The sequence below is a fragment of the Desulfitobacterium sp. genome, from assembly GCF_035539115.1.
Lineage (GTDB): Bacteria > Bacillota > Desulfitobacteriia > Desulfitobacteriales > Desulfitobacteriaceae > Desulfitobacterium_A.
On the sequence record NZ_DATLJA010000016.1, the window covers coordinates 15,619 to 37,445 of the forward strand.

Here is a 21,827-nt window from a genome sequence, read left to right on the forward strand (position 1 = left end):
CCTCATCCAGTCCCCTCCATCCTGTGGTGAAAATCTTAAACCGTGTCATTACTGAACGACAGAAGCACCTCCTAAACAGGTGCATGACTTAGCCCGGGAGGCGGCTCTCGCTAACGAACAGGGTGACATCGCCAAGGCGGAACAAATTCTGGAAAGGATGGGGCAAGCTTCCGAGAAAGTCGTGAAATTTTTAAATGAGTTGCAAGATCAGTGCAAGGACTGATTCAACGTTAGGGAATAATACTCCAATTTTCAATAAATTCCAAGACTATTGATACTCTGACTCACAAGCCCATCCAAAAGGGGACCTAAAAGAAAGCTCAAGAAGATCCGAAACCCTTCAGCTAAAACTAAGGCTACACCAATTTTCAAGAGAAGCCCCCGCGAGCCTGAGGTTGAACGTTTTAATAAACCCTCATAATTCAAGACGCCTGCTGCCGTCCATCCTAAGACCAAGCAGAGCAAAAAGTAGCCATAACTGAGTACTGTCGTTAAATCCAACATAACTTGCCCCCCCTCGGGACAATGTATGAACTTCCTTCTTACTTTAGTACGTTTTACACGCTTTCTTTTCTCCTCTATAATGTCAGCATATAGATATTCTTAAATGAGGGGGAATGGCTTAATGATTTTTAAATTTCAAGAGAAAACGCCACACCTTGGGGATCACGTTTTCCTAGCTGAAGGGACCCACGTGATTGGTGATGTCCAAATTGGTGACGAATCCAGCGTTTGGTACAACACGGTCATTCGTGGGGATCTTGCCCCGATCAGTATAGGGAAGCGTTGCAATATTCAGGATCTGAGTATGCTTCATGTCAATCAGGGCCAACCCTTAAGGATTGAGGATGAGGTCACAGTCGGTCATTCTGTCGTGCTGCACGGCTGCACCATTAAAAATGGCTCGTTGATTGGGATGGGATCTATCATTATGAATGGAGCTGTGATTGAAGAAGAAACCCTGGTTGCCGCTGGTTCGCTCGTCACGGAGAATAAAACCTTTCCGCCCCGAGTCATGATTATGGGTTCACCAGCCAAGGTCATTCGGGAATTAACCCCACAGGAAATCAAATCCCTTCATGAAACTGCCCTTCGATATTCCCAGAAAGCGGTTGAACACAGTGAAAACCTGCAATTATCCCAAGACCTGACTTAGCCATACCCTGTATTGTCAAAAAGAGTAAACGGAGAAAACCTCGTTACAATAACAAGGCTTTCTCCGTTTACTCATATTTCTTTATAATCTCTTCCGCTACTTGAACCTGCGGGAGTCGTAAATTCATCGCTCTTTTCTGAATGAGGCGGGAAGCTTCTGGCTCGCTCATATTCATCTTTTCTACAAGGAGCCACTTGGCTTGTTCAACGACCTTACGTTCATCGATTCGCTTCTTTAAGTCATCGCGCTCACTTTTTAGCAGAGTCATTGAATTTCTTACAGACAAAGCAAAACGAGCGGACTGTCGCAAGGTGAGCCGATTGATGGGTTTAGGGAGGATCAAGGCACCTGTTTTTTCTAAGCTCTCCTGCATATCAATCAACTGATCCGGCCGCGCAATGACGACTATTCCCGCCGAGGTCTTTTCATGGGCATCAAAAACTAAATCTATCCCCTGTTCATCAGGAAGCGGGGTACTTATAATAATCAAATCCGGTTGAGTGTAAAAAAACTGTCGGCGTGCCTCATTAGCTGAATGAGCGCAGCTTACCGGATAAAATCCTTCTTTTATGAGCATGGCTTCCATGCTACTTGCGACTTCAGATTTTCCGCAAACGATAAGAACACTCCCTGCGCTCATTAAGAATCACCCCTTTGTGCAGGGCTACCCAATTAATAGGTTTTCAGATACTTATCAATCTCCCATGGATGAATCGAGTGATCATAGTCTTCCCATTCCGAAATTTTTGCTGAGTAGTACTTATTAAAAATATGCTCACCTAGGGTCGAGAGAATGAGCGGATCTTTCTTCATCTCCTCAAGAGCGGCTAAGAGATTAGAAGGTAATCGGTCAAGCTTAAGGCGTTTCTCCTGCTCCGGGGAAAGATCATAGATATTGACATTCACGGGTTTGGGTAATTTCAAATCCTTGCTTAACCCATCAAGCCCTGCTTCCAAGACTAACGCCAACGTCAAATAAGGATTACAAGTCGGGTCAGGACTTCTGAGTTCAAGCCTCGTCGCCTCTCCACGTGGGGCAGGAACGCGCAGCAGAGGGCTGCGGTTCATCGGCGACCAGGCAATATGCACAGGAGCTTCAAAACCCGTAGTTAAGCGTTTATACGAATTCACGAGAGGATTAGCAATGGCCGTAATCCCTTTGATATGGTTCAATAGTCCAGCTGCGAATTTCTTAGCTGTATCAGAGATGCCACTTTGGTCATCCTCACCGTTATTAAATACGTTTATCCCGTCTTGGGTTAGAGACATATTAATATGCATGCCTGAACCGCTTACACCTGGCAGCGGTTTAGGCATAAATGTCGCATGAAGCCCATTACGCTGAGCAATGATTTTGACAACCAATTTAAAGGTCATAATACTATCTGCAGCGGTCAGGGCATCCGTATAGCGGAAATCGATTTCGTGCTGACCCGCGGCAGACTCATGGTGCGAGGTTTCGATTTCAAAACCCATTTCCTCAAGGGTTAAACAAATCTCACGACGGGCATTCTCCCCTTGATCGATGGGGGCCAAATCACAATAACTGGCTGCATCATGCGTATTCGTCGTTGGCTGCCCCTCGTCGTCGGTATGAAACAAAAAGAATTCACATTTAGGTCCTACTTGGAAGACATAGCCAAGCTCTTCAGCTTTTTTCAGGGTACGTTTAAGAATATAGCGGGGATCTCCTTCAAATTGTGATCCATCAGGATTTTTAATATCGCAAATGATTCTGGCGACTTTTCCTTGTTGGGGTCTCCAAGGTATGATCGAAATCGTCTCCGGATTCGGAAAAAGAAACATATCAGATGCCTCAACACCGGTAAATCCAGCTACTGATGAGCCATCAAACATGATTCCATTTTCGAAGGCATTAGCAATCTGTTTATTGGTTATAGCTATGTTTTTCATTCGACCCAAGATATCTGTGAACTGCAGACGTATAAATCGAACATCATTCTCTTCCACGAATTTAAGGCAATCTTCTTTCGAAAAATGCATAGGGAACACTCCTCTCGTAGCTCATAGTAAAAAGGGCGCACTAAGATCCCTTCTTAGGGTCCTTAAGACGCCTTTGTTCTATACCTAAATCCCCGATTTTTAAAGATAAAACCTATAATAATCAAATACTTTAAGCAAGTCGTATGTCAATACAGGTATCACTCCACCAGGAAACGCAGGGACGGTTCCCCCGTTTCCACGTAAAATATTAATTTTTAGGCACACCTACCCCTGCCCTGCATATATTAAATAAGAGACAAAGAGGTACTCTGACTTGAGTGCTCTTTGTCATCTTCACGAGGTGCGAGGTGTGTGCTATGTGTTCTATTCTTGGCTTACTGAATTTTTCAAAGAGAATATCCCCAAATGATTTAGACATCTTAACTTCCATGGGAAAAGAACTCGCTCACAGAGGTCCTGACCAGAACGGTATTTCCTCTGGAGATTTTTTTGCTTTTCAACATAATCGACTAGCGATTATCGACATTGAGAACGGACAACAACCTATGACTGCGATTCACAAGGGGTACGAGTACACCATCGTTTACAACGGTGAGCTCTACAATACCGATGAACTGCGCAACGAACTCCGCACTTATGGGGTAGAGTTTAAAACGTATTGTGATACTGAAGTTGTCCTCTATTCCTACATCATTTGGGGAGAAAACTGCTCGAACAAGCTTAATGGAATCTTTGCCTTTGTCATTTACGACGCCAAAGAAAAGAGAGCCTATCTATCTAGAGATCGCTTTGGAATTAAACCCTTATTTTATACGTTCGTCGATGACACTCTCCTCTTTGCTTCAGAAATCAAAGCGCTCTTCAAACACCCCCAAGTCAAACGTCAACTCGATATTTATGGATTATGGCAACTCCTCTATATGATGCCAGCCAAAGAAGAGGGTACAGCAATCTTTAAGGACATTTACGAACTTCCTCCAGCCTCACACGCTTTATTTACGCCGAGTACCCAGAGAAATGGCCTAAAAATATCAAAGTATTGGGCTTTACAAGCTCTTCAAAACACGGACAACGAAGCAACTATCGTGGAAACAACCCAAAGGTTATTGGTCGATACTATTGAGCGCCAGCTGGTATCAGATGTTCCCCTATGTACGTTCCTTTCCGGAGGGCTCGATTCCTCTGTCATAACTGCCGTCGCAGTGGAGAAATATAAACGGGAAGGCAAACAGCTTTCCACCTATTCCTTTGAGCATGAAGGAAATCGAGAGAATTTCCACCAGACCCTTTTCCAACCCCAAAGTGATGATGACTATGCAGTTTATCTGGCTCAATACTTAAATACTAACCACACTATCTTAACCGCCAAAAGTGAAGAACTTGTTGAACTCTTATTGGATGCTGTGAAATATCGAGACTATCCTGGGATGGCCGATATCGACTCGTCCCTTCTCTATTACTGCCGGCAAGTCAAAGCCCAGCATACAGTTGCTTTGTCCGGCGAGTGTTCTGATGAAATCTTTGGTGGGTATCCTTGGTTCTATCGCCCTGAGATGCTCACCCGTGGCTTCTTCCCCTGGATCCACGATCCGCAAGCTCGCATCAATTTGTTCAAACCAGAGATTGTGCGACCCACGGAGGGCTTAGAATATACTTCTGAAATTTACAAAAGAAGTGTCAATAATTGCCCCATCCTTCCTGACGAATCCGAAAGTATGAGGAATTCACGCATCGCAAGTTGGCTGTCCATTAACTACTTTATGACCTCCCTTCTTGAGCGCAAAGATCGGATGAGCATGGCGTCTGGACTCGAAGTCAGAGTTCCCTTTGCAGATCATCGTTTGGTCGAGTATGTATTCAATGTCCCCTGGGAGATCAAGTTCAAAAATGGTGTAGAAAAAGCGCTTCTCCGTGAAGCGATGAAAGACTATCTTCCGGAAAAAATCCTCAATCGCAAGAAAAGTCCCTATCCTAAAACCCATAACCCACTCTACGAAGAACTAGTACTCAACCTCTTCAAAAAGCGTCTTACCTCAGGAAGTGGAGTACTTCCTGAGCTCTTACAAAACGATATCTTAGATCGGTTAATGAACCCTGGAAATGAGACCTGGTTCGGGCAACTCATGGGCACTCCCCAGTTGATTGCGTGGCTTATTCAGCTGGATTACTGGTTTGAGGAGTACCAGATAAACATCGTTTGAAACTAAGGGACAGGTACCTTGTTTTAGAGAGCAGAAGTACGTCGTGAACGTCGGAGGTAAAGCTAGCAAGCTAGCGGAAGCGACATGAGTTCTGCTTACAAGCGAGCCCGTAACACCATGAATAGGTGTTACGGGCTCGCTTTACTTACTTATTTAATCACGCTTTTACCCATGAGGTATTTATCGACTTCCCTTGCGGCTAGCTTTCCTTCCTGGAGAGCCCAGACAACGAGGCTTTGACCCCTTCTCGTATCGCCTGCAGCGAATACCTTCTCAACGTTAGTCTCAAACACTTCGAATTCCGCTTTTACATTGCTTCGAGCATCTCTCTCCAGCTTAAGCTCATTGGAAATCGTATCTTCTGGACCTAGAAACCCCATGGCCAAAAGTACAAGGTCAGCTTCCCAGACTTTTTCGCTACCCGGAACTTCCTGCGGTACTAATCGACCTGAGTCATTTTTGACCCAAGTTATTTCTACAGTATGGACCTCCTTAACCTCGCCGTTCTCATTGCCCATAATCTTTTTCGTGGATATAAGGTAATTCCTCGGATCCTTTCCATACAAACTTATGGCCTCTTCTTGACCGTAGTCGACTTTAAGCTTCTTCGGCCATTCGGGCCAAGGATTCGATGCTTCGATTCTCTTAGCAGGGGGTTCAGGCATGATTTCAAACTGATAAACACTCTTGCAGCCATGCCTTATCGAGGTTGCTACACAGTCCGTTCCTGTATCCCCTCCGCCAATGATGATGACATTCTTACCTTTGGCGTTGATATAGTTACCATCCTTATGATTGGTATCAAGGAGGCTTTTGGTATTGGCCTTCAAGAAATCTACCGCAAAGTGAACCCCCTTCAGCTCTTTGCCTTCTACATCAAGTCCCCGCGCCTTAGTTGCACCCGTACACAACATAACCGCATCATACGTATCCAGTAATTTCTGAGCAGGGATGTCCTTGCCCACCTCTGTATTCAAAACAAATTGGATTCCTGATTCTTTCATCAGCTTGAGACGTCTTTCAACAATTCTTTTTTCAAGCTTCATGTTGGGAATCCCATACATCATGAGTCCGCCGGCTCTATCGTTTCTTTCGTAGACTGTCACGTCATGTCCTACAACATTTAAGTAGTAGGCAGTTGACATCCCTGAAGGGCCTGAACCGACAACAGCGATTTTCTTTCCTGTGGCTTTGGCTTTTTTGGGTACTACCCAGCCTTCGGCAAAGGCTTTCTCAATAATCTCATATTCAATATTGTTAATCGTAACAGACTCCATGATATGGCCTTCTGTACATGCACCTTCGCAGGGCGCGGGACATACTCTTGACGTAAATTCCGGGAAAGGGCTGGTTCTTGTCAACCTTTTGTAAGCGTCCTCCCACTGACCCTTATATATTAGTTCATGCCATTCCGGAATAAGATTGTGCAGAGGGCATCCTGAAACCATACCTTTTAATAGTACACCGCCATGACAGAAAGGAACTCCACAATTCATACATCGCGCACCCTGAGATTTTACAACCTCAGGATCCATCGGAAGCCTTAGTTCATTCCAATCTTTGATTCGTTCTTCTGGAGGTCGTTTCTTCGGATTCATTCTTTCATACTCTAAAAATCCAGTTGCTTTTCCCATTTTAGTCCCACCTTAATTTCCTTAAGTCTCTCAAACCTTTTTAAAGTTCTCTTCAAATGCGGCCATCAAGGCTTCTTCGCCGCTTAAACCTGCCTTGTGAGCGTTATCAATGTTTTCAAGCATACGTTTGTAATCTTTCGGTATAACCTTGGTGAATCTCAGAGAAGAGTTTTTCCAGTCATCAAGAACTTTCCTACCCTGAGGACTGTCTGTGTACTCCACATGCTTCTCAATCATTTTCTTGATTTCGTTCATCTCATCTTCGGAGTCGATTTTCTCCAGCGTTACCATCGACTTGTTGCAGTATATTTCGTCAAAATCCAGAATGTAGGCTATACCGCCCGACATCCCGGCGGCAAAATTTCTCCCTGTTTTGCCCAGGATAACCACTTTACCTCCTGTCATATATTCGCAGCCATGGTCACCCACGCCTTCAACAACCGCTTTAACTCCGCTATTCCTTACGCAGAACCTTTCTCCTGCTATCCCATTGATATAGGCTTCCCCTGAAGTTGCCCCATAGAAGGCGACATTTCCGATCAAGATATTTTCCTCAGGCTTATAGTCAGAAGCTTTTGGGGGATACACAATAATTTTACCGCCTGAAAGACCTTTTCCTATATAGTCGTTTGAATCTCCTTCTAGTTCAAGGGACATTCCTTGCGGAGTAAATGCACCAAAACTTTGTCCGGCCGATCCTACAAAGGTAAGCCTGATCGTATCCTCGGGAAGCCCATTTTCGCCGTATCTCTTTGAAATTTCGCTTCCGATGATTGTTCCGACCACTCGGTCTACATTATTGATTTTTAGTTTTGCCCTGATGGGTTTCTTGTTCTCCAGTGCCGGTTTACAGATGCGGAGAAGCTTCTTGATATCCATTGATTCATCCAGCATATGCTTTTGCGAATGGGTGTTGAATCGGCTGACATCGGAACCAGCATATGGTTGATAGAGAATCTGGGACAGATCCAAGTGTGCTGCCTTCCAGTGCTTTATATTCTCCTTGGTTTTCAGTCGATCTGAACGTCCAACCATTTCATTAATTGTCTTAAAGCCCAGTTTAGCCATGATTTCGCGCATTTCCTGAGCGATAAATCTCATGAAGTTCTCAACATACTCAGGCTTGCCTGTAAAGTTCTTCCTTAAATTTTTATCTTGAGTGGCTATCCCTACAGGGCATGTGTTGAGATTACACACCCTCATCATGACACATCCCATGGCAATAAGCGGCGTTGTCGCAAATCCGAATTCCTCTGCTCCAAGCATTGCCGCAATGACGACATCTCTACCTGAAAGCAGCTTTCCGTCCGTTTCTAGAACTACCCTATCTCTCAGCTTGTTTAGAACCAAAGTCTGATGAGTCTCAGCAAGCCCAAGTTCCCAGGGAAGCCCTGCATTTCTAATGCTTGTTCTTGGTGAGGCTCCAGTCCCTCCATCGTATCCGCTGATCAAAATGACATCCGCTTTTCCTTTCGCTACCCCTGCAGCGATTGTCCCTACACCGACTTCAGAAACAAGCTTGACGTTAATACGCGCATCCTTATTGGCACTTTTCAGGTCAAGGATAAGTTCAGCAAGATCTTCGATCGAATAGATATCATGGTGCGGCGGAGGTGAAATCAAATCTACGCCCGGAGTTGAATGCCTTACCTTGGCAATCTCTGGGTAAACCTTTCTTCCTGGAAGCTGACCGCCTTCACCGGGCTTTGCTCCCTGAGCCATTTTGATTTGTATCTCTTGAGCATTCACAAGATAGTTGCTGGTAACACCAAAACGTCCTGAGGCAACCTGCTTGATGGCGCTTTTCTTAGAGTCCCCGTTGGCCATGACCTTGAATCTTTCGCTGTCTTCCCCGCCTTCACCCGTGTTGCTTTTACCACCAAGTCTGTTCATGGCGATCGCAAGACACTCGTGGGCCTCCTTGCTAATGGAGCCGTAGGACATAGCTCCGGTCTTAAACTTTTTGACTATTAAATCAACCGGTTCAACTTCTTCAATCGGAATTGTGTCCCCTACATTGTACTTGAAATCAAGGAGGTCCCTTAAGGTATATATTCCTTCTTCATTTATCTTTTTAGAGTAGTCCTTAAAGAGCGTATAGTTTCCTTCCCTACATGCACTCTGAAGCTCGTAGATGGTTTCGGGATTGTAGAGATGAATTTCCCCATCCTCCTTACACTGGAAATATCCACCTACTTCAAGGGTGTCCGTATAAGGTGAATTTTCGTCATAGGCACTTTCATGCCGCATTTGATTTTCCACAGCAATTTCTTCAAGTCCAATACCTTCCAGTCTGGAAGGTGTCATCGTGAAATACTTATCGATGAGGTCCTTTTTAAGCCCTACCGCCTCGAAGATTTGGGCTCCGTGGTAGCTATGCATTGTAGAAATACCCATTTTCGATAGTACTTTAAGAACGCCGTTGACCGAAGCCTTAATAAAGTTCTTTTTACCCTCTTCATAACTCAGTCCATCCAACTGCCCCTTTTCAGAGAGATCCTTAATGGTTTCATAGGCTAGATACGGATTGATTGCAGTGACTCCATAACCAATAAGAGTACAGAAATGATGCACTTCTCTTGGCTCACCGGATTCCAGCACTATCCCCAAATTAGTCCTGATCTCTCTTCTGATCAGGTGGTGATGGAGTCCTGAGGAAGCCAAAAGTGCGGGGATTGCTGCATGCTTCTCATCTACGCCCCTGTCTGAGAGGATAATAATATTGGCCCCTTCACTGATCGCTTTATCAGCTTCTCGGAAAATCCTGTCTAAAGCCTTTTCCATCGATTTTACCCCTTCTGAGGCTTGATAAAGTATGGAAAAAGTAGCGGCCTTGAACTTGTCATTATTCAGATGCTTGATTGTCTTAAGTTGATCATTGGTCAGTATTGGTTGCTCCAGAAATAGGCTAACTGAATTCCCCTGATCAGGATCCAGCAGATTTCCAGTATCCCCAAGCAGCATACTGCTTGAAGTAACTATATCTTCCCTGATTCCGTCGATCGGAGGATTGGTGACCTGGGCAAAAAGCTGTTTGAAGTAAAGGTACAACATCTGGGGTTTCTCAGATAATACAGCCAGCGGCGAATCCATCCCCATAGCACCTATAGGATCTTTGCCATCGATCGCCATTGGCTGTATGGTTTTAGCTATATCCTCAAAAGTATATCCAAAGGCTTTCTGCTGCTGAATAAGGTCTTCCCTTACCTTCTCTTCTTTCACTTTCTCAACAGCAATGTCGCTGAGTTTAACGATATGTCTGTTGTTCCATTCTTCATAAGGATGCAACATCGATACGCTTTTCTTTATTTCTTCATCGGAAATGATTCTCTGCGCTTGGGTATCGATAAGCAACATTTTACCCGGTTCCAGCCTGCCTTTATATTTTACATTTTCAGGCTTAATGTCAATTACCCCGACCTCTGAGGCCAGAACAACCTTGTCATCTTTTGTTACATAATACCTTGAAGGTCGGAGTCCGTTTCTATCGAGTACTCCGCCGATAACTACACCATCAGTAAAACCCATGGCAGCGGGACCATCCCAAGGCTCCATTAAAAAGTTGTTGAATTCGTAAAAGGCCTTCTTTTCCTTGGACATCAGTTCATTCTTTTCCCAGGGTTCAGGAATCATCATCATCACCACGTGAGGAAGCGACCTGCCGGTAAGATGAAGAAATTCAAGGCTATTGTCAAACATCGCAGAATCACTGCCTGACTCGTCGACGATCGGGAAGACTTTTGTGATATCCTCAAAAAGGGGTGAATCGATACATTTCTGTCTCGCCCTCATCCAGTTTACGTTACCTCTAATTGTATTAATTTCACCGTTGTGGACGATATATCGGTTAGGATGTGCTCTCTCCCAACTAGGGAAGGTATTGGTGCTGAACCGTGAATGGACCATCGCTAGCGCTGATACAAAATCAAGATCGGAAAGGTCAAGATAGAAATTTCTAAGCTGTTCGGCTGTAAGCATGCCTTTATAGACAATGGTTTTTGATGAAAGGCTGGCAACATAGAAGGTGCCTCCTTTATCTTCACACATCGGAATAATAGCCTTTTCTGCTCGTTTTCTGATGATATAAAGCTTTCTTTCAAAATCCATTTCATCTGAGATACACTCATCTTTTTCGATAAAAACCTGGATGAATCTGGGCATTACAGCTTTTGCGCTTTCGCCAATTCTCGTCTTATCGATTGGAACTTCTCTCCAGCCCAGGATCTTTTGACCTTCCTCCTGAACAATTTTTTCAAAGGTTTCCATCTGTGTTTTTCGGAAATCCTCATACTTATGGGCAAATATCATACCTACGCCGTAGTTTCCTTTTTCCGGCAAATCAAAACCCAGAACATCGCATTCTCTTTTGAAGAAATCGTGAGGTATCTGGATCAGTATTCCAGCACCGTCGCCTGTATTTTCATCTGCTCCGCTTGCCCCTCGATGACTTAAATTTTCCAATACCGTTAAAGCTTCATCTATAATTTCATGAGACTTCTCACCCTTGATATTAACAACAAACCCCATACCACATGCATCATGTTCTAAGGCCGGATCGTAAAGGCCCTGTTTCTTTGGCAAACCATAACTTTGCATATTACTCACCCTTCGTTGAAATTTATAAATATTTTATAAACAAAAAGGTGCTTTCAAGAAAATATACCTTAATCTAAAAGTACAAAACTCTTTTGAGCGCCTTTGCTCTACATTATTAAGCTAATTTTAAGTTAACATAAGTCCGCCCCTAAATTCAACTGTTTTATGCCATGTATACAATATATAAGTATGGAAATCAAATCTTGTATAACACATGTTTAATATTATCTTCTCAAGCACTTTAATGTTAAACTATATCAAGGGAACGGTTAGCTCAGGATATCTTAAGGAGGAGCTCTCAATAATACTTAATCTATCATAAACAAGGAGGTAGGTTAAGTTTTTCGATAGACCAAATTAAAAGAAGTCTTAGACCTTGATGGTGGATAATTGCCACTCTGGTCTAAGACTTCTTTTGGTGTTAATCATCATTACTCTCTTAATTAAAATCTCGAGGCTTGCCATTTTCGTGGACTACTCTGGAAGTTTGCTAACGGCTTCATTACTACTTACGACCACGAGAATATCCTTTTCTTCAATCTGTGCATCTGCTCCGGGGCGACATTAACCGCATCCCCTTTTTTAATCGCCATCACACTAAGCCCATATCTCGCACGTAAATTAATTCGCCCAGCGATTTTCCAACGAATTTATAGGGAGTGTTCTAAAGTTTCCTTTATTCCTCAATATATACGCGAGGAACACGCTTGGATATATCACATACAACTTCGTAATTAATGCTCTCTAACCATCTAGCCATCTCTGAAGCATCAATCCGTTCATAGCCGTCAGAGCCAAGTAGTGTCACTAGACTTCCCACTTCAATTCCAGGAATCTTCGTAATATCTAACATAGTTTGATCCATACAAACCCGGCCAATTATTGCTGCTCTTCTGCCGTTGACAAGCATTTCGCCGCGATTGGAAAGTGCGCGATGTAACCCATCAGCATAGCCTACGGGTACAGTGGCCACTCGAGTGGGGTAGGCAGCCCTAAACGTACGCCCGTAGCTCACAGTCTCTCCTGCTTCGATCTCTTTGATATGAGCAATCCGAGCTTTCCAGGTCATGACTGGCTCAAAACCTGAATTGCCCCCCACTTGCTGAGAGGGTGGTAAGCCATAAAGAATAATTCCTGGACGGACCAGATCAAGATGAGCTTCGGGAAACTGAAGAATGGCAGCACTGTTCGCAGCGTGCCGGATTGGTATATTAATTCCCTGCGTTTGCAAACGCGTACAGAGGTCTAAGAATTCTTTGAGCTGTTCACGGGCAAAGCTCAAGTCCAGCTGATCTGAATTTACGAAATGGGTGTAAATCCCTTCAATAAAAAGATTTGGTAGTTCGGCTATCCGAAGAATCTCCTGATAGGTGTCCTTCCGAAAGCCGATTCTCCCCATGCCCGTATCAATTTTCAAATGAATCGTCGCCTTTTTTCCTTCAGCGAGCGCTGCCTCTGACAAAGCCTCGGCCTGTGCGTATTGATAAACGCCGGTGATAATATCCTCCTGGACGATCGTACGTGCAAAATCAACGGGCATATATCCAATCGTCATAACTTTAACTGATGGAAACGCGTGTTTAATTTCCAGAGCTTCCTCCAGCATAGCTACTCCAAATCGGCGTGCACCTGCCTCAAAAAGTGTTTTCGCCACTGGAATCGCCCCATGGCCATAGGCATCAGCTTTCACAATCGGCATGATCTCACTTTGGGTATAAGCCTTAATCCGTTCATAGTTTCGTTTTAAAGCAGATAAATCCACTTCAGCCCATACTGGGCGTGCGTTTTCCATCGTATTTCTTCCTCCTCAAGGCTATCCTTTTTCGGTCAATTCCAGCGACCGACGCGTTTTGGCCAACTGATCAGCAACCTCTGTGGCTGTAAACCCGGACCAACCCACGTCCTGGGCTAATTCGTCCGCTGCCTTTCCATGCAGATACACTCCCAGACAAGCCGCTTCTAACGGCGGTACGCCTTGAGCCAACCAGGCGAGGATACTCCCGGTCAGAACATCCCCTGTTCCTCCCGTCCCTAATCCCGGATTTCCTGTTGGATTAAGAAAAGCACGTCCATCAGGACTCGCGATCACGGTGATAGCCCCTTTTAAAACAAGAATAGCGCCCCATTCGACGGCTTTATTTAAGGTTATTTCTAAGCGATTATCTTCAATTTCCTGGACTGAGCAACCACAAAGTCTGGCCATTTCCCCTGGATGAGGGGTCATAAGCAAAGGTCCTCTTCTTTGACGCCACCCCAAGATTCCAGGTTCTTGGGCGATCAGATTTAAGGCATCCGCGTCTAATATAACGGGTAATTCGAGTGTGCGCAAGACGTCCTCGAGAACCGGAATGAAGTCCTGATTCTGGCCTAGTCCTGGTCCAATCGCCAAGGCCTGAGCTGTTTGGCATTTTTCCGTAATAATCGGCCACGCTCGATGATCCAGTGTATTTTGTCCTTCAACTGGCCAGATAGTCGCTTCGGTAAGCCCCATATCGATCTGGAAAGCTGCTGCTTGTGGGGTAACGATCTGTAACAGCCCGATACCACACCGTAAGGCAGATCTTCCGGCTAAGATCGCAGCCCCGGTCATTCCCGGCGATCCGGCAACCAGCACGCCTTTGCCATGCGTTCCTTTATGCCCTTGAAGGGTCCTCACCGGTAAAAACGCTTGCACCGCGTCCTCAGTTAGAACAAAGGTAGCGACTTCCTCTTGTTCGAGAAATTTATCGGGAATCGAGATCGGATCAACGATCAAGCGACCTACGTACTCCGGGCCTTTGCCGAGGAAATGCCCAAGCTTCGGAAGTCCAAAGGTCACCGTTGTCTGAGCACGGATGGCGCTTCGATAGACCTTTCCCGTATCTGCTTCGATCCCGCTCGGAATATCGACCGCAATAACCCAAGCCTGAGTTTGATTAACCTCTTCAACATACTCTTCCACTAAGCTAGGAAGCGCACCGCGCAATCCCGTTCCATAAATGGCATCGACAATAACGTCAGCTTGATTTAAGGCCAAACGCGTTGAACGCAGTTGTTTTTCTCCCTCGATCAGGAAAAAACGACCTCCAGCTTTTTGATATAAGCGACAATTCAAAGCTGCATCCCCGCGGAATTCCTCCGTTTTGGCAAAGGATAGAACCGTGACATCCATTCCCGAAATCAGAAGATGGCGAGCAACCGCTAACCCGTCTCCGCCATTGTTTCCTTTCCCCACGAGAACGATGACCTTACAACTCCCTTTAGAATTCATTTTAACTAAGGTTTGTTGAATCTCCCGGACGACAGCTAACGCCGCATTTTCCATCAAAAGCAGACTGGGAATTCCGTACGCTTCAATCGCTTCTTTTTCGATTTCGCGCATTTGCTGAGCACTGACGACCTGCATATCTTTCGCCTCCCTCTTACACCAAAATAGCCATCGCGATTGCATATTCCTGTTCGTGGGATAAACTTATGCGAACGATTGAGCCATTTCGTTTCTGCGCCAAGTCTTTTGCCTTAAGACTCAAATAAACGCGAGGTTCGCCGCTTTTTTCTGTCAGTATCTCAACATCATACCAGGAAAGTCCAGTCAATCCAGTTCCTAAACTCTTAAGAACGGCTTCTTTCCCAGCAAAACGTGCAGCCCAACTGGAAGTTGGGCGATCATTAAGATCTGCTCGCTCGCGTTCCGTAAATAGCCTTTCACGAATCCTGGGCCTACGATCACACGCTTGAGCAAATCGTTCAATTTTTATGATATCAATTCCTGGGTACATCGGCTTTAAGACCCCCATTAGATTGAATAAATGTTAAAGGCAAATGCATCTTCACTGTCGTCTCCTGCCCAAGCACGCTTTCAATCTGCAGTCCATATTCCTCACCATATAAACCGCGTAGTCGCTCATGGACATTCGCCATACCGACTCCATTGCCTGAACCTACCCCTGGTTTCAGTACCTCGGAAAGCCGCTCCTGGGGAATCCCCATTCCATCATCCCGAACACAAATATACAACTTATTTTCTTTTTCTTCCACTTCAATCCATACCGTCCCATTGCCAATCTTGGGCGTAATTCCATGCTTTACAGCATTCTCCACCAGCGGTTGCAGACTTAAACGAGGAATCTCCGCATTCATCAGTTCCTTGGGAATCTGACTTTTAACCTGAAGTTTTCGTCCAAAGCGCGCTTTTTCCAAGATTAAATATGTATGAACAAATTTTAGCTCTTCCTCTAGCGGAATTAGCGTTCCTTTCGATTTCATCGCCCAACGGAAAAATTCAGAAAGATAAATGAGTAGACGTCGCGAACGGTTCGGGTTAGTCCGGCTTGTGGTGATAATCGTGTTAAGTACATTAAAGAGAAAATGAGGATTGATCTGAGCCTGTAAAGCATCAAGTTGAGCTTCTGTCGTCAGTTTGGCCTGGTGATCCAGTTCTGCCAGTTCAATCTGAACACCGAGAAGTTGGGCCATTCCCAAAGCAAGCCGAATCAGATCAGGGGAAAGATGCCCATCTTTAGTTTCGTAGAGTTTCACTGTTCCAACAACTTTTCCCTGACAATGTAAAGGCACAACGACTGCAGCTGCGATTGGACAATCACAGCTATTCTGACGCGGACAGTTTAATTCCTTTTGCGTATGGACAATTTTATAGTTCCCGGTCCGGATAACCTCCTGGGTTGCTTCCGTTAAAATCTTATCACCGGGATGATGCTGATCACATCCCACACCTAAATAAGCCAGTTGCTTCGTACAGTCTGTGATCGAAACAGCGGCGACTTGACCTATCTCTTGGATGATTTTAGCCATAAATTCAGCGTTCTGCTCATTGAGACCACTCCGAAGATATGGGAGAGTTTCGTTAGCAATCTTGACGCTGATTTCGGCATTGCGTTCCGTGGTTAGACGTCTAATTCGCCGTCGTTGACGTTCAGAATCCACGAGCAAATAAAGAGTATCACCGATCAAAAAAAACAGCAAAAGTCCGAATTTCTGGGAAGCCAAACTAATCACGAGTTCTGCCCCTAAAACTAGCAAAAACCGCCAAACCATAAGTCGCATCCCTCTCATCCTTAAGAAAACTTAATTAAATTAGCCAATGGATAATCTTAAGAGTTCGACAGCGAGATGCGACTTCCTGTATTTATTAAAGGATTTCTTGGAGTTTTTCTCTTCCTTGCTCTTCCCCAACGACTAGGAGTACATCCCTTGCCTCGATCACGAATCCGCCACCAGGTGAGAATTGTTCAATACCGCTACGAACAACGGCAACAACTGTAAGACCTGTCTGTTCGCGAATCTTTAATTCGGCTAGTGTTTTTCCAGCAGCTTCAGAATCCTTATCCACTTCAACTTCGGCTACATCCATCCAACGGGACATCATACGATCAGTATAAATTAAAATCTTATTTAAATGTCCCTCAATCTGTAAATCAAGTTGTTGACGTTTATGGATGAACTGTTTCAATTCCTCAAGGAAAACCTGAATTTCCGCTTTCTGGTCAAAGGTCCGCAGAAATTTTTCTGCCTGACTCTTGGATGTAACGGTAATTCCGATCCCTTGATTCACCATGACAACGCCCGCATTTTGCAATATCGCAATTGAGCGGCGGATAGTTTCCGGAGAAACATTATACCTGCCCGCCAACGTTGATCGACCATGTATTCTTTCCCCTTCCCGATATTCACTCATCACGATCGAATGAGCAATATCGAGGGCAATTTCCTGATAACGTGACTGTTCCATTTTTACAATTCACTCCTTGAAAATATATAACTTATTTAAATATTATTACCAACTATTTCCTCTTCAATCCCGTTGACTACTAACAACCCCCATGTTATTATAGAGTTGTTAGTAACCAATTACAACTAAATAAATAAGGCCGAATTTCCTAAGGGAAAACGGGGGAACCACATTTTGGGGTGAATCGCATTTTGCGTAGAGCGTGCGCTCGAATCCGTCAGCTAACCTCGTAAACTATGACGCACCACGAGTACTGATTCATGAATCATCACTTTCAATCTCATAGGGGGCCACAAGCTGGACTCTTTTTTTATCTTTTCACTATACGAAAGGGGGCTATGCCTTGGCAGTTGAGCCGAAGGAATTTAACGAAAGATTACAATCCTTGCAGCGTGCAAATGAACTTAAACAAAAGGCTTTACCTTATATGAAACACAAAGAGAGCATTCCTACTGGCTTTGCTTTAAAAGAAGAATACCTTAAATTCCGGGATCGAATTCTCAACACCTTAAAGGCCACCCCTGAGGATTGGAGGGATTGGCACTGGCAAATGGAACACCGGATTAAGGATTTACCAGACCTTCAAAAACTCTTGCCTCTAACCGATCAGGAAGCTCAAGATATTTTCAAAGTTGGAGAAACCTATCGCTGGGCCATCTCTCCCTATTATTTAAGCTTAATGGACCCAGCTGACCCTGGGGATCCCATTCGTTTGCAAGGGCTTCCCCAGATTGAGGAGCTACTCGATTCTACCGGGGAAGAAGATCCCATGGGTGAAGCATTCACGTCACCGGCCCCCTGCATCACGCGTCGTTATCCTGATCGGTTAATTATCAATGTCACGAATATGTGTGCAATGTATTGCCGGCATTGCCAAAGGCGAAGAAACATTGGTGAAACTGACAGTCATGAAACCCGCGCTCAACTCCAAGCGGCTTTAGACTATATCCGGGCCAATCCGGAAATCCGCGATGTCTTAATCACAGGGGGAGATGCCTTAATGCTTAGTGACCTTACCCTTAATTGGCTGCTTAGCGAGTTACACTCCATTCCCCATGTTGAAATCAAACGAATTGGCACGCGTGTCCCGGTTACCCTTCCCATGCGCATCACCGATGAGCTATGCTCAATTCTAGCGCAGTATCCCCCGATTTATATCAACACCCAATTTAATCATCCCAAGGAAGTGACTGAAGAAGCCAAAAAGGCTACGGATAAGCTTATTTCTGCGGGTGTAATTATGGGTAACCAAGCCGTGCTCCTGAAAAATATTAATAATGAACCCGATGTCATGCTGCGGTTAAATCAGGAACTTTTGAAAATCAGGGTTCGTCCTTACTATATCTTTCAAGCAAAAAATGTTAAGGGTACACGTCATTTTATCCCTAAAATTGAGGATGGTCTAGAGATTATGGAGAAACTTAGAGGATTTACTTCAGGTTTAGCCATTCCTACTTATATCATCAATGCTCCCGGTGGAGGTGGAAAAACTCCAATTCTCCCTCAATATCTACTCTCCTTAAATGAGCAAGAAGCTGTCCTTCGAACCTGGGAAGGAAATATCATTCATTACCCTAACCATTGACATTATTTAAAAATCCCGACTTCTACTTCATTTAAGGGCCGATTCTGGCCCTTATTTTAGTGTTTCAAGCCTTTTGTTGTATAGTTTTCCTTGCCAAGTATCCCGCTTCACCAGTTCCTGATCAATTGAATTTAAGACTTCCCATTTTTTACGGCTCCACAGGGGCGCAATTAGATCGCCTGGTGCCCCGTCACCCGTTAAACGATGAATAACCATTTCTGGGGGCAAAAGTTCAAGCATATCGATTATGAGTGAAACATATTCTTCACGCGTTGGTAAGGGAAACGACTCTTTTTCATACATTTGAGCAAGGGGCGTTCCCTTTAAAACATGGAGCAAGTGGAGTTTAATTCCCTGAATAGGTAGATTCGCTACGGCGTGAGCAGTTGCCATCATATCCTCATAGGTTTCCCCCGGAAAACCTAGAATAACATGAACGCAGACCCGGATTCCACGCTCACGAAGGGCAACTACACCCTCTAAAAATTCGGCGTAAGTATGTCCTCTTCTTACCCAATCCATGGTTCGGTCATGGATACTCTGTAAGCCAAGTTCGACCCAAAGATACGTTCTTTGATTGAGTTCTTCAAGATAATCCAATACCTCTAGAGGCAAACAATCGGGACGAGTTGCGATGGATATTCCGACAACTCCCTCCTGCTTGAGTGCTTCTTCGTAAACCTTTCTGAGTTCTGAAACAGGTGCATAAGTATTAGTATAGGCCTGAAAATAGGCCAAATATTGAGCTTTTGGCCATTTCTTGCCCATTCTTTCCTTGACTTCATCGAATTGTTGTTCAATCGAATGCGAGACTACCCCAGCAAAATCTCCGGAACCACGAGAACTACAATAAATACAGCCACCCCAACCTTTGGTTCCATCTCGGTTCGGGCAAGTGAAACCGACATCCAAGGGAACCTTGAAAACTTTTTCACCGAAGGTCTCCCTCAGATGTCGATTCAATGTGTTATAGCGCTTCTCCCCATTTTGCCAGGTAGAAGACTGTTCAAATCTCATACCTTTATGATCACACCCTTTGAGTAAAAAAATAAAAAAGTTGAAAAGCCTTACTAAGAATATCAAACATCTGGAAAATATTCAAAGGTAAACCTATTATTCTTGATATAACTCCAGTTTCTCCCCGGATGGGCCACGGAAAAAGCAATTATACCTTCCCTCGCCAAGGGATTGGGGTTCCTCCTGCAGCAAGGTGACCTGGTTTTGTTTTAACCATTCCATAGCCTTACTAATATCGGACACAGTCAGAGCTAAATGATTAACCACGCCATCCTCAAACCTCTGACCTTCTTTGATTTCAACGAGTTCAATAATCGTTCCACCCAGACGGAGAAAAGCGAGCTCAACACTTCCCGGTTTTGTCCGTTGTAAAAATTCAAAACCAAGAACTTCCGAATAGAATCGGATTCCTTCCTCCATCTTAAGGGTTTTTATGCCAATATGTTCAACCCCACTAAAAAGATCTTTTTCTTTCATTCTCATCTTTCCTCTCGCTTTTCGTATTAACAGACTCTTACTTTAGACAAAGCTTCTCCATTTACCGTTTTACCAATATGTCTTAGCTCATATACAGGACTGCTGTTCCAGCACAATTAAGCGTTCCTTTAAGTGAATTCCTCCGGCATACCCGGTAAGAGCTCCACTTTTTCCGATCACGCGATGACACGGAACGATTACGCCTATGGGGTTATTATGATTGGCCATGCCCACCGCTCTTTGACCTTTCGGATTCCCGATGCGTTGGGCAATATCTCCATAACTACACGTCACGCCATAAGGGATCTTACTCAACTCCGCCCATACGCTGAGTTGAAAGGGAGTTCCCATTTGATGCAGCGGAAGGGTAAAACATTGCCGTTGACCACTGAAGTATTCTTTAAGTTGCTCGATTACTTGAGCATTAGGGACTCTTCTTTTTACGAGGAAGGCTTGCGGACACCATCGTTTTAGGTAGGCTTGAAGGTGCTTTTCTTCAACTTCCGGCTCTCCCAACCCTACCCAGAATAACCCTTGGGAGGTCGAAGCCACGGTTAATGTCCACGTCCATTTATTCGTTTCCATATCCTCGTGCCAATAGTGAACTTTTCGAGGTTGAAAAAGTTCCGCTATCGAATAAACCTGAAGTTGCTCATTGAAATAAAGCTCAATCTTCTCTTGATCACCTTGCAGTTCTTTTTCAATTGGCTCGGGAATCTTTTCTTCCCACCCATCCACGATGGCTTGGACCAAAGAAGCCCGCCCGCGGAGTTCCGGATTCGATGATTCCAGGAAAGGAAGGACGGCCTCTGCCAATGGGAAAACATGTTCGGGCGCAACCGCAGCCAACTGGGCCAGCCCCCAAAGTGTTCCCTCATTTAAACTCTCATCAGCGAGCAATCCGGAATACATCCTATTAAAATGTCCGCATTCATCTGGACAATGCGCCAGAATACTCCCAATCGCTTCAGCAGCGTTCCAAGCAGTTTCTCCGGATTCTTCATTCAAAGACCCAAAATAGCGGCGAACTAGCTCAACCGCATAACCGGGCTCATGCTCTTCAATCGTTTGCGCAGCTATGCCTAATCCCTCAATAGCCCTCCAAAACTGAAGGCCATCTTTTACGAAGATTCTACTCATCAGTCGCTGCACGATGCCGCGATCTTCCACAGCCTTCTCCCGAAGCAGTTGCCAATCCTTTTCTAACAAAATACGCTGGAGTTCAGATCGAATCATAGAACTTCTCTCCCTTCATTATTTTCCTTTCCTTATCATATCATTTGCTAGGAACGGAGAAAATGGGGAATTGAAGAGAAACAGAGATGCGAATAAAGAAAACCCGGCTTTCGCCGAGCTTTGCGATATAGAAGACTTGGTCAGCGCCAAAGCGGTGGCCTTAGTCGCCTTATCCTGCCGAACTTAACCGCATTCATCGTAGGAAAGCGAAAACCGCTGGTTGCACTTATGC

The 21,827-nt window shown here is 44.7% G+C and carries 17 protein-coding genes and 1 riboswitch; of the genes, 4 read left to right on the top strand and 13 right to left on the bottom strand.

Annotated features, from left to right (window positions below):
* Positions 1-79 precede the first annotated feature (79 nt).
* Complete coding sequence (locus tag VM640_RS02655; RefSeq protein ID WP_325389646.1) at positions 80-223, top strand: hypothetical protein; 144 nt, start codon at positions 80-82, stop codon at positions 221-223.
* A gap of 29 nt (positions 224-252) precedes the next feature.
* On the opposite strand, the gene VM640_RS02660 is transcribed toward VM640_RS02655, so the two are convergent.
* Positions 253-504 (bottom strand): hypothetical protein, encoded by a 252-nt coding sequence (locus VM640_RS02660; RefSeq protein ID WP_325389648.1) that lies wholly within the window; start codon positions 502-504, stop codon positions 253-255.
* A 121-nt stretch (positions 505-625) separates the two neighbouring features.
* Here VM640_RS02660 and VM640_RS02665 point away from each other — a divergent pair, with 121 nt between their 5' ends.
* Positions 626-1,156, top strand: a complete 531-nt coding sequence (locus VM640_RS02665; protein WP_325389650.1) for a gamma carbonic anhydrase family protein — start codon at positions 626-628, stop codon at positions 1,154-1,156.
* A 67-nt stretch (positions 1,157-1,223) separates the two neighbouring features.
* Here VM640_RS02665 and VM640_RS02670 read toward each other — a convergent pair whose 3' ends face one another.
* A complete protein-coding gene (locus tag VM640_RS02670; protein WP_325389652.1) occupies positions 1,224-1,796 on the bottom strand; it encodes an ANTAR domain-containing response regulator in 573 nt (190 codons plus the stop codon).
* Between the two features lie 32 nt (positions 1,797-1,828).
* On the bottom strand, positions 1,829-3,160 hold the full coding sequence (glnA, locus tag VM640_RS02675) for a type I glutamate--ammonia ligase (protein WP_325389654.1): 1,332 nt from the start codon (positions 3,158-3,160) through the stop codon (positions 1,829-1,831).
* Between the two features lie 317 nt (positions 3,161-3,477).
* Between glnA and asnB the strand changes: the two genes are divergently transcribed.
* Complete coding sequence (asnB, locus tag VM640_RS02680) at positions 3,478-5,322, top strand: asparagine synthase (glutamine-hydrolyzing) (RefSeq protein WP_325389656.1); 1,845 nt, start codon at positions 3,478-3,480, stop codon at positions 5,320-5,322.
* Between the two features lie 149 nt (positions 5,323-5,471).
* Here the strand turns inward: asnB and VM640_RS02685 are convergent, their stop codons facing one another.
* From VM640_RS02685 to VM640_RS02715, 7 genes are all read right to left on the bottom strand, one after another.
* Positions 5,472-6,956, bottom strand: a complete 1,485-nt coding sequence (locus tag VM640_RS02685; RefSeq protein WP_325389658.1) for a glutamate synthase subunit beta — start codon at positions 6,954-6,956, stop codon at positions 5,472-5,474.
* A 30-nt stretch (positions 6,957-6,986) separates the two neighbouring features.
* Positions 6,987-11,552 carry a glutamate synthase large subunit gene (gene gltB, locus VM640_RS02690; protein WP_325389660.1) on the bottom strand — a complete coding sequence of 1,522 codons (4,566 nt, stop codon included), beginning with the start codon at positions 11,550-11,552 and terminating at the stop codon, positions 6,987-6,989.
* 676 nt (positions 11,553-12,228) lie between these two features.
* On the bottom strand, positions 12,229-13,344 hold the full coding sequence (gene alr / locus VM640_RS02695; protein WP_325389662.1) for an alanine racemase: 1,116 nt from the start codon (positions 13,342-13,344) through the stop codon (positions 12,229-12,231).
* 21 nt (positions 13,345-13,365) lie between these two features.
* Positions 13,366-14,937, bottom strand: coding sequence for an NAD(P)H-hydrate dehydratase (locus tag VM640_RS02700; protein ID WP_325389664.1), 1,572 nt, complete (start codon positions 14,935-14,937; stop codon positions 13,366-13,368).
* A 16-nt stretch (positions 14,938-14,953) separates the two neighbouring features.
* The gene (gene acpS / locus VM640_RS02705; protein WP_325389666.1) at positions 14,954-15,310 is read right to left on the bottom strand and encodes a holo-ACP synthase; all 357 of its coding nucleotides are present in this window, start codon (positions 15,308-15,310) and stop codon (positions 14,954-14,956) included.
* Entirely contained in the window at positions 15,294-16,586 is a 1,293-nt protein-coding gene (locus VM640_RS02710) for a histidine kinase (protein ID WP_325389681.1), read from the bottom strand. Before VM640_RS02710 ends, acpS begins: the two co-directional genes overlap by 17 nt.
* A gap of 94 nt (positions 16,587-16,680) precedes the next feature.
* Positions 16,681-17,280: a GntR family transcriptional regulator gene (locus tag VM640_RS02715; protein WP_325389668.1), complete on the bottom strand. Its 600-nt coding sequence runs from the start codon at positions 17,278-17,280 to the stop codon at positions 16,681-16,683.
* Between the two features lie 127 nt (positions 17,281-17,407).
* A riboswitch (cyclic di-AMP (ydaO/yuaA leader) is annotated at positions 17,408-17,531 on the top strand.
* Between the two features lie 92 nt (positions 17,532-17,623).
* Here VM640_RS02715 and eam point away from each other — a divergent pair.
* The gene (eam, locus tag VM640_RS02720; RefSeq protein WP_325389670.1) at positions 17,624-18,865 is read left to right on the top strand and encodes a glutamate 2,3-aminomutase; all 1,242 of its coding nucleotides are present in this window, start codon (positions 17,624-17,626) and stop codon (positions 18,863-18,865) included.
* A gap of 51 nt (positions 18,866-18,916) precedes the next feature.
* Here the strand turns inward: eam and mnmL are convergent, their stop codons facing one another.
* From mnmL to VM640_RS02735, 3 genes are all read right to left on the bottom strand, one after another.
* On the bottom strand, positions 18,917-19,882 hold the full coding sequence (mnmL, locus tag VM640_RS02725) for a tRNA modification radical SAM protein MnmL/YtqA (protein ID WP_325389672.1): 966 nt from the start codon (positions 19,880-19,882) through the stop codon (positions 18,917-18,919).
* Positions 19,883-19,978: 96 nt separating this feature from the next.
* Positions 19,979-20,359 carry a VOC family protein gene (locus VM640_RS02730; protein WP_325389674.1) on the bottom strand — a complete coding sequence of 127 codons (381 nt, stop codon included), beginning with the start codon at positions 20,357-20,359 and terminating at the stop codon, positions 19,979-19,981.
* Positions 20,360-20,446: 87 nt separating this feature from the next.
* Positions 20,447-21,595 carry a DVU0298 family protein gene (locus VM640_RS02735; RefSeq protein ID WP_325389677.1) on the bottom strand — a complete coding sequence of 383 codons (1,149 nt, stop codon included), beginning with the start codon at positions 21,593-21,595 and terminating at the stop codon, positions 20,447-20,449.
* Positions 21,596-21,827 lie beyond the last annotated feature (232 nt).

Coding starts and splice junctions, on each gene's coding strand:
- gltB (WP_325389660.1), bottom strand. CDS start 11,552: ATGCAAAGTTATGGTTTGCCAAAGAAACAGGGCCTTTACGATCCGGCC.
- VM640_RS02710 (WP_325389681.1), bottom strand. CDS start 16,586: ATGGTTTGGCGGTTTTTGCTAGTTTTAGGGGCAGAACTCGTGATTAGT.
- mnmL (WP_325389672.1), bottom strand. CDS start 19,882: ATGAGATTTGAACAGTCTTCTACCTGGCAAAATGGGGAGAAGCGCTAT.
- VM640_RS02730 (WP_325389674.1), bottom strand. CDS start 20,359: ATGAAAGAAAAAGATCTTTTTAGTGGGGTTGAACATATTGGCATAAAA.
- VM640_RS02660 (WP_325389648.1), bottom strand. CDS start 504: ATGTTGGATTTAACGACAGTACTCAGTTATGGCTACTTTTTGCTCTGC.
- VM640_RS02715 (WP_325389668.1), bottom strand. CDS start 17,280: ATGGAACAGTCACGTTATCAGGAAATTGCCCTCGATATTGCTCATTCG.
- alr (WP_325389662.1), bottom strand. CDS start 13,344: ATGGAAAACGCACGCCCAGTATGGGCTGAAGTGGATTTATCTGCTTTA.
- asnB (WP_325389656.1), top strand. CDS start 3,478: ATGTGTTCTATTCTTGGCTTACTGAATTTTTCAAAGAGAATATCCCCA.
- VM640_RS02685 (WP_325389658.1), bottom strand. CDS start 6,956: ATGGGAAAAGCAACTGGATTTTTAGAGTATGAAAGAATGAATCCGAAG.
- VM640_RS02670 (WP_325389652.1), bottom strand. CDS start 1,796: ATGAGCGCAGGGAGTGTTCTTATCGTTTGCGGAAAATCTGAAGTCGCA.
- acpS (WP_325389666.1), bottom strand. CDS start 15,310: ATGTACCCAGGAATTGATATCATAAAAATTGAACGATTTGCTCAAGCG.
- VM640_RS02665 (WP_325389650.1), top strand. CDS start 626: ATGATTTTTAAATTTCAAGAGAAAACGCCACACCTTGGGGATCACGTT.
- VM640_RS02735 (WP_325389677.1), bottom strand. CDS start 21,595: ATGATTCGATCTGAACTCCAGCGTATTTTGTTAGAAAAGGATTGGCAA.
- glnA (WP_325389654.1), bottom strand. CDS start 3,160: ATGCATTTTTCGAAAGAAGATTGCCTTAAATTCGTGGAAGAGAATGAT.
- VM640_RS02700 (WP_325389664.1), bottom strand. CDS start 14,937: ATGCAGGTCGTCAGTGCTCAGCAAATGCGCGAAATCGAAAAAGAAGCG.